The sequence below is a fragment of the Arthrobacter agilis genome, assembly GCF_002953615.1.
Taxonomy (GTDB): domain Bacteria; phylum Actinomycetota; class Actinomycetes; order Actinomycetales; family Micrococcaceae; genus Arthrobacter_D; species Arthrobacter_D agilis_B.
The window spans coordinates 1,896,659-1,901,950 of record NZ_CP024915.1 but is presented as its reverse complement, the minus strand read 5'-3'; the positions used below and the strand labels follow the sequence as shown (position 1 = coordinate 1,901,950).

At 71.7% G+C, this 5,292-nt stretch carries 7 protein-coding genes; 4 read left to right on the top strand and 3 right to left on the bottom strand.

Annotated elements, in window-relative coordinates:
- Positions 1-319: glycine cleavage T C-terminal barrel domain-containing protein (locus CVO76_RS09170; RefSeq protein ID WP_279628570.1), on the top strand; the 319-nt coding region annotated here is incomplete at its 5' end.
- Positions 316-744: an ankyrin repeat domain-containing protein gene (locus CVO76_RS09165; protein ID WP_208739034.1), complete on the top strand. Its 429-nt coding sequence runs from the start codon at positions 316-318 to the stop codon at positions 742-744. The genes CVO76_RS09170 and CVO76_RS09165, both read left to right, overlap by 4 nt.
- A 59-nt stretch (positions 745-803) precedes the next feature.
- Here CVO76_RS09165 and CVO76_RS09160 read toward each other — a convergent pair whose 3' ends face one another.
- Both CVO76_RS09160 and CVO76_RS09155 read right to left on the bottom strand, forming a co-directional pair.
- Complete coding sequence (locus tag CVO76_RS09160; RefSeq protein ID WP_208739033.1) at positions 804-1,526, bottom strand: GNAT family N-acetyltransferase; 723 nt, start codon at positions 1,524-1,526, stop codon at positions 804-806.
- Positions 1,527-1,530: 4 nt separating this feature from the next.
- Positions 1,531-2,556, bottom strand: coding sequence for a 6-phosphofructokinase (locus CVO76_RS09155; RefSeq protein ID WP_133082388.1), 1,026 nt, complete (start codon positions 2,554-2,556; stop codon positions 1,531-1,533).
- A gap of 228 nt (positions 2,557-2,784) precedes the next feature.
- Between CVO76_RS09155 and CVO76_RS09150 the strand changes: the two genes are divergently transcribed.
- Together CVO76_RS09150 and CVO76_RS09145 are read left to right on the top strand one after the other, a co-directional pair.
- The gene (locus tag CVO76_RS09150; RefSeq protein ID WP_244185841.1) at positions 2,785-3,651 is read left to right on the top strand and encodes a UbiA family prenyltransferase; all 867 of its coding nucleotides are present in this window, start codon (positions 2,785-2,787) and stop codon (positions 3,649-3,651) included.
- Positions 3,648-5,075: a phytoene desaturase family protein gene (locus tag CVO76_RS09145; RefSeq protein WP_208739032.1), complete on the top strand. Its 1,428-nt coding sequence runs from the start codon at positions 3,648-3,650 to the stop codon at positions 5,073-5,075. The genes CVO76_RS09150 and CVO76_RS09145 overlap by 4 nt, the downstream gene beginning before the upstream one ends.
- A gap of 31 nt (positions 5,076-5,106) precedes the next feature.
- Here the strand turns inward: CVO76_RS09145 and CVO76_RS09140 are convergent.
- The coding region (locus CVO76_RS09140) for a hypothetical protein (protein ID WP_208739031.1) at positions 5,107-5,292 on the bottom strand (186 nt) is incomplete at its 5' end.

Below are 5,292 nucleotides of genomic sequence, written 5' to 3'. Positions count from 1 at the left end.
GGCGCGTGTCCACAACCTCGGGCACCCGCCGCGCCGCCTGACGTTCCTCCACCTCGACGGCAGCCAGCACACGCTCCCGGCTCCCGGCAGTGCCGTGCTGAGCGAGGGCCGCACGGTCGGCCGGGTGACCTCCGTGGGCCACCACTACGAGATGGGCCCGATCGCCCTGGCCGTGCTCAAGCGATCGGTCGATGCCTCGGCGGACCTCCTCGTGCAGGACGGCGAGGAGGCCTATGCCGCCGCGCAGGAGGTCATCGTCGCACCGGACGTCGGCCAGGTGGTCGGGCGCGCGACCGGTTTCCTGAGGGCGCCGCGATGAGCGCCGGGGACGACGGGGTTCCGGCGGGTACAGCCACGAACGACGACGACGGCGCAGCCGCTGCGATCGCCCTTGCCCATGCACTGTTCGAGGCCGCCCGCTCCGGCGACAGCGCCACCCTGGTGAGGTACCTGGAGGCCGGCGTGCCCTTCACCCTGACCAACACCGCGGGCGACAGCCTCCTCATGCTCGCCGCCTACAGCGGGCACCCGGCCATCGTGCGCGACCTCCTCGGTCGGGGCGCCGACGCCGACCAGGCCAACGACCGCGGACAGACACCCCTGGCAGGCGCGGTCTTCAAGGGGCATACCGAGGTGGTCCGGCTCCTCGTCGCGGCGGGCGCGGATCCCGACGCCGGGACGCCCTCCGCCCGTGCCGCCGCGGAGATGTTCGGGCGGACGGACGTCGTCGAACTGTTCGGCTGATTCCGGCTCCCGTCACGCAGGGATGCCGGCATACCGGGTCCACCCCGCAGCGCCGGTCCTCAACCCTCGAGGAGCACCGACGTCTGCGTACCGGCGAAGACGAAGCCCGCACGGCGAGCGGTCCGCTGCGAGGCCGTGTTGTCCGTCCTCGCGCGCCACTGGGGCACCAGGCCCGCGGCCATGGCTTCCTCGATCGCGACGGCGGCGATGCGCCCGCCGTAGCCCCTGCGCCGCTCCTCGGGCGGCGTGAGGACCGCGAGGTGCGCGAGGATGCCCTCCCAGATGTCGTAGCCGGCGCCGGACAGGGGAGTGGGCCGGTCCTCCCCGGTCCCGTCCCCCTCAGCGACCAGCACGAACGGATGGTCGACGCCGCCGAGATCGGCCTCCGCGACGTCGTCGGGCGGACACCGCTGCTCGAGCGCACGGACGAGGTCGCGTTCGTCGGAGACGACGGCCGGTGGCCCGTCCAGCTGCGGCAGGGCATCACAGAAGTAGAGCTGGGCCTCGCCGAGCCCGCGGCCGCCGCGCCCATGGCTGAGGGAGAGCAGGGCCGAGGAGCTGCGCAGCTCCGGGGCAGGCAGACCCCGGCCGGCGTCGACCGCCCATCGCGGCCCCCGGAGGACCTCCCGGCCGAACAGCGTCACGAACGAGAGGACGGCGGCATCGTCGTCCACGCTGTACAGGCGGTCGGACCCGCCGTCGCCCAGGGCCCCGTCGTCGAGCCCCAGGAGCCGCGACCAGGCGAGCTGGACGATCGCGATGGTCCCCGGATCGAGTCCCATGGGATCAGCCGAACAGGATGGCGGCTTCTTCGTAGCGGTGCTGCGGAACCCGCTTGAGGTTGCCGAGCGCCGCCTCGAAGCCCACGTGGGCGATCTCCGTGCCGTTGAGCGAGACCATGGTCCCCCAGAGTTCGTCCTTCACGGAGTCCACGGCAGCCATGCCGAGACGGGTGGCGAGGACACGGTCGAACGACGTCGGGACGCCGCCGCGCTGGATGTGGCCGAGGATGGTGGCGCGGGTCTCGATGCCCGTGCGCGACTCGAGCTCGGGTGCGAGCTGGTCGGCGATGCCGCCGAGGCGGGGGCGGCCGAAGGTGTCCAGTCCGCGTTCGGAGTGGGCCTGCTCCATGTGCGAGGGCACGAAGCCCTCCGCGACGACGACGAGGGGCGCGCGGCCTCGGGCGTTGGCGTCGGAGACCCATTCGGCGATCTGCTCGATGCTCGTCTGCTGTTCGGGGATGAGGATGGCGTGGGCACCGGAGGCCATGCCGGCATGCAGGGCGATCCACCCGACATGGCGGCCCATGACCTCGGCGATCATGCAGCGGCTGTGGGACTCACCCGTGGTGCGCAGGCGGTCGATCGCCTCGGTGGCGATCTGCACGGCGGTGTCGAAGCCGAAGGTGTAGTCGGTGGCGTCGAGATCGTTGTCGACCGTCTTGGGAACGCCCACGATCTTGAGGCCGAGGTCCGTCAGCCGCTTCGCGGCGGCCAGCGTGCCCTCGCCGCCGATCGCGATCACCGCGTCGATGCCGAGGCGATCCAGGTTCTCCTTGATGGCCTCCGCGCCGCCCTTGCCCTCGAAGGGGTTGGTGCGCGACGTGCCCAGGATGGTGCCGCCCTGCTTGGAGATACCCCTCACCGCATGGCGGGGGAGGTCGATGACATCGCCCTCGACGACGCCACGCCACCCGTCGCGGAATCCGACGAACTCCTGCTCGTGCACCTTGATGCCCTTGAGCACCGCGCCGCGGATGACGGCGTTCAGTCCGGGGCAGTCGCCGCCGCTGGTGAGGATTCCGATCTTCATGGGGGGTGGGGTTCCTTCGACGAGGTGGATGGTGCATCAGGAGCACGCCATCGGGCCCGCCTATGATTCTAGACACACCAGTGTTGCCGCACCCGTCTGCGTCCTCGAGGTCCGTCGCGGCGGCAGACCGAGGGCCGCCGCGCACCCCGTAGGCTGGGACCATCCGGCGCACGACGGGCTCGAGTCCCGTCGGGTGCGCGCCCAGCCGGTCCGAGGAGGATCCCAGCAGTGCCACAGGCAGGATTTGCGCCAGCGGCGCTGCGCATGGTCTCGATCTCCCGGCCGGTGCTCTGGATCAACACGCTCGGCACCGGTGTCGTCGGCATGTGGCTCACCGGGGTGTTCTGGCAGGAGGAGGCCCTCGCGCTCCTCCTCTGGCTCACGCTGCCGTTCAACCTGCTGATCTACGGCGTCAACGACATCTTCGACCAGGACACCGACGCCCTCAATCCCCGCAAGGGATCGCTCGAGGGAGCCCGGATCCGGGCCTCCGAGGTCCGGGCGATCTGGCTCTCCGTCCTGATCACGAACGTGCCCTTCCTTGCCTGGTTCGCCGTCACCCTGCCGCCTCCGGCGCTCGCGTGGATAGCCGCCTACGCCCTGGTCTTCGTGTTCTACTCCGCACCGCCGCTGCGCTTCAAGGCCCGCCCGTACGTGGACTCGCTCAGCAATGCCGCCTACGCCTTCCCCCTCGTGTTCGTGCCCTACGCCCTGGGCGACGACCCGGTATGGGCCGCCGCCCTCGGCCTCATGGCCTGGAGCGCGGCCAAGCACACCTACGACGCCGTCCAGGACATCGACGAGGACCGCAGCGTGGGCATCACGACGACGGCGGTGCGGCTCGGTGCGCGCGGCGTCGTGGCATGGAGCGGGGCATGGTGGGCGGCATCGACCGTGTGCTTCGCGCTCGTCAACATCCCGGTGGCCGTCGTCAATGCGCTGATCGCCGGCTGGCTGCTGGTCGGTCTCTCCCGGGATCCGCGGCCCGCGACGGGCCACCGGCTGTACCGGTACTCGATCGCCTTCCCCTACGTGGCCGGGACCGTCGCGGGCGTGCAGCTCGTCGTCGCACTGACCCTGGGGCTGTACCCGTGAGCCGCGTCGTCGTCGTCGGCGCGGGGATCGGCGGGCTGGCATCGGCAGCGCTGCTCGGACGCGCAGGGCACAGCGTGACCCTGCTCGAGGCCTCCGACTCCGTGGGCGGCAAGAGCCGTCGCATGGAGGTCGCGGGGCAACGCATGGACACCGGGCCGTCGCTCCTCACGTTCCCGGGTGTCTGGCAGGAACTCCTGCACAGGCTCGACGAGGTCGCGCCGCCGACGTCCGCCCGGGCGGAGGACGTCGCGGCGCTCCGCCTGGAGCGCCTGCCGGACGTCGGCACGTACTACTACCGGGGCGTCGAAAGCGCCCTGCCCGTCCCCGAGGGGCACCCCTGGCACGAGGCCTGGACGCGTTTCGCCGCGGAGCACGGCATCCTCGGCGGGGACGTCTCACAGCTGCTCACGACGGGGCCGATGGACAAGGCGGCCTACCCGGCCCTGACCCGGCTGGCCGGACTGTACGGCCGCCGCCTCACCACGCGCAGCTACCTCGACAGCCTGCCGTGGCTGCCCGACGGACTGCGCGAGGTCATCGCGATCCACACGCTCAATGCGGGGGTGAGCCCCACCCGTACGCCCGCGCTGTACGCGAGCATGCCTGCCATCATGGCGCACGACGGCGTCTGGATCCCGGAGGGCGGCATCTACGAACTGGTGCTGGCTCTGGAGCGGCTCGCCCTCGACGCGGGCGTCGAGATCCGCACGGGGGAGCCCGCGCAGCGCATCGCCCGACGGCGGGTCGTCACGTCCACGGGCACCTACCCGGCCGACGCCGTCGTCAGCGGCCTCGATGCCCACCGGCTGGCCGGCCTGCTGGCAGGCCGGGCACCGCGCACGCCGCGGAAGCTCACCTGTTCGGCCGTGGGGATCTACGCCGTGCTGTCCCGGCCGCTGCCGGAGTGCACGGCACGTCACGGTGTCCTCATGCCGGATGACCCGGCGGCGCTCTACGCGAGCCTCGAGGCCGGGGACGAGCCCGAGCAGACCATGGCGTTCGCCAACTATTATCCCGCGCACGGCGTGTATCCCAACGAGTCGGCGACCCTCGCCCTGCTCCTCACCGCGCCGGCCAACGGCAGGAGATATTCGCTCCAGGATCCCTTCGTGCAGCGTGAACTGGACCGGGCCACGCGCGTGCTGGGCCTTCCGGAGCCGCTCGAGGACTACTTCGACGCGTGCGAGATCCTGGATCCGGGCTACTTCGGCGAGCGCGGCTCGGCCGGTGGTGCTCTGTACGGTGCGGTGCACCCGGCGTGGCTGAGCGGACCGTTCCACCTGCCGCCCTACACGGACCCGCTGCGGCCGTGGTTGTGGCGCGTGGGCGCCTCGGTCCATCCGGGCGGTGGACTGCCCGCCGTGCTCGGGGGTGCGATGATGTCCACCCAGAAGCTGCTGAGCCGGCTGGCCGCCACGGCCTGAACGGCGCTTCGGGCCGTTCGGGTGACACCGTTCAGGAGTGCGGGGCGGGGACCGCGTCCTGCGCGGGAGTGGTGGCGGGTACGAGCTGCAGCCGGCGCCGGACCACCAGGACGATCAGGGCTGCGGCGAGCACTGCGGGGAACATCAGGCCGGAGAAGACGCACACGCCCAGCCACAGGAACATCGAGACGAGCAGGCTGTCGAGCAGCCCCGGCCG

Coding starts and splice junctions, on each gene's coding strand:
- CVO76_RS09165 (WP_208739034.1), top strand. CDS start 316: ATGAGCGCCGGGGACGACGGGGTTCCGGCGGGTACAGCCACGAACGAC.
- CVO76_RS09155 (WP_133082388.1), bottom strand. CDS start 2,556: ATGAAGATCGGAATCCTCACCAGCGGCGGCGACTGCCCCGGACTGAAC.
- CVO76_RS09160 (WP_208739033.1), bottom strand. CDS start 1,526: ATGGGACTCGATCCGGGGACCATCGCGATCGTCCAGCTCGCCTGGTCG.